Genomic DNA, 1,850 nt, shown 5'->3' on the forward strand with positions numbered 1-1,850 from the left:
CACAGNTAAGGATTCTCTTTTTGTTTGCATTTACTTGTAATCTTATCCATTATGATTTTTTACTAATGTTTTGAGCAACGTTACTTGCAACATGTTCTGTTGCAATACTTATTGTATTATCAGCCCAATCTTCTCCTATCTTGTACATCACAGGTCTAAAATTTTATCAAAGAAATCTCCGGGGCTGAAAATTTTCATGTATTCTTCATAAACTTTTACGGATGATTGGATATCTCCTTCTGTTAGTTTTTTGTATAGGATTTGTTTTGACTTTTTTGTTGATTCTTCTCTTTTGGTGATGTCTTTTGGATTATGTGATGCTAAAACGGCTAATATTTTTGGGTCATCTCTATATTCTATTGGTATGTCATCTTTTACAACTTCTGATGCCTTTCCCAAATATTTTACTATTTCTTGTTTGGATGTATTTTTTTTAGAATTCCAAGTACTCTTAACTAAATATAAATAATTATCTGATTTTACTTTTTTGCTCTAATGTATACCATGAGTAATTTATTATGATATTATATTTATTTAATGCTAACTACTGACTCTAGTGCTAAAAAATCAATTTTATTCTAATTATTTAGAATGTTTCCCGATATCCTTCATTATTTTCATGTTTATTAGCACTAGTTTTATTCTATGGCACTAGTTTAAATAATTAAATTGATGAAATTACTTATGCATTATATGTTAATTGATATTTCTAATTTTGAAATAAATTTTTTAAATGTTAATCTTGAACAATAATCATGACTCAAATAAGCTATAATTCAATTTCTAAACTCAAACCTTATTCTATTTTAGTTACTGGTGCTACTGGTTTTATTGGTTCTCGATTGATCAGAAATTTGGTGTCCAATGGGTTCACTGTTAAGGGAATGAGTAGAAGTAAACTTACTGATAAAACCAATGTAAAGTATATTCAAGCAGATGTTTTTGATGTTGAGCAATTAGAGAGCGCAATGAATGGAATTGAAGTGGCCTATTATCTACTTCATTCTATGGAAGGAGATAAGGAACATTGGCGAGAATTTGCATCAAGAGAAAAAATTCAAGCTCAAAATTTTCTTAAAGCTGCTACTAATGCTAATGTTAAAAGAATAATCTATCTTGGAGGGTTAGTTAATGATAGTATAGAATTATCTCCACACATGAGAAGTAGAAAAGAAGTGGGTGAAATACTCGCATCTGGAAATATTCCAGTTACACAATTGCGTGCGTCTTTGATTATTGGTGCTCAGGGAGGTTCATATGCGATGCTCCGCTATCTTGTGGAACGATTACGTGTAATGGTTACGCCCTCTTGGGTCAAGTCACTAGCTCAACCAATAGCAGTTGATGACGTAATAGCATATCTTGTGGGATGTCTAAATCATCCTGAAACAAGTGGTAAAATTTTTGAAATTGGTGGACCTGATATTATGACGTATGAAGAATTAATGCGGGTGTATTCTGCATATCTTAATAAAAATCTCTTTGTCATTCAAATCCCTTTTCTTACAACTAGACTTTCATCTTATTGGGTAGATTTGATCACACCAGTCAAAGCATCCTTGGCAAGACCACTAATTGATAGCTTAGTTCATGATACTATTGTAAATGATAATTCAATCACCAAGATAATCCCACTTAATTTAAAATCTGTGCGTGAATCAATAGATATTGCAACTAAAGAAATGCGAGAAAGCCCTCCAGAATCAAAATCCTAGAGAGCAAAAAACTGGTTTTAAAATCAATCAAAAAACTTTTGCTTATCTCTTTAATTGTAATGGCGTTAATTGGAACCACGTATTATTGGTTGGATGATAGACTTGATGTTTATGATCCAATTTGGATTTTTGCTT

The 1,850-nt window shown here is 31.3% G+C and carries 2 protein-coding genes and 1 pseudogene; 1 reads left to right on the top strand and 2 read right to left on the bottom strand.

The features are described 5' to 3' along the window. Window positions 1-49: 49 nt before the first annotated feature. Together BG20_RS13950 and BG20_RS13955 are read right to left on the bottom strand one after the other, a co-directional pair. Window positions 50-148, bottom strand: a complete 99-nt coding sequence (locus BG20_RS13950; protein WP_010190055.1) for a hypothetical protein — start codon at window positions 146-148, stop codon at window positions 50-52. Then, on the bottom strand, window positions 148-399 hold the full coding sequence (locus tag BG20_RS13955; protein ID WP_010190057.1) for a hypothetical protein: 252 nt from the start codon (window positions 397-399) through the stop codon (window positions 148-150). Before BG20_RS13955 ends, BG20_RS13950 begins: the two co-directional genes overlap by 1 nt. Window positions 400-755: 356 nt before the next feature. Here BG20_RS13955 and BG20_RS01730 point away from each other — a divergent pair. Continuing rightward, a pseudogene (locus BG20_RS01730) lies at window positions 756-1,850 on the top strand (NAD(P)H-binding protein); the annotation flags it as partial.

This window comes from Candidatus Nitrosarchaeum limnium BG20 (assembly GCF_000241145.1).
GTDB lineage: Archaea > Thermoproteota > Nitrososphaeria > Nitrososphaerales > Nitrosopumilaceae > Nitrosarchaeum > Nitrosarchaeum limnae.

Bases quoted from the DNA above. Each gene is read 5' to 3' on its own strand.
- BG20_RS13950 (WP_010190055.1), bottom strand. From the start codon at position 148: ATGTACAAGATAGGAGAAGATTGGGCTGATAATACAATAAGTATTGCA.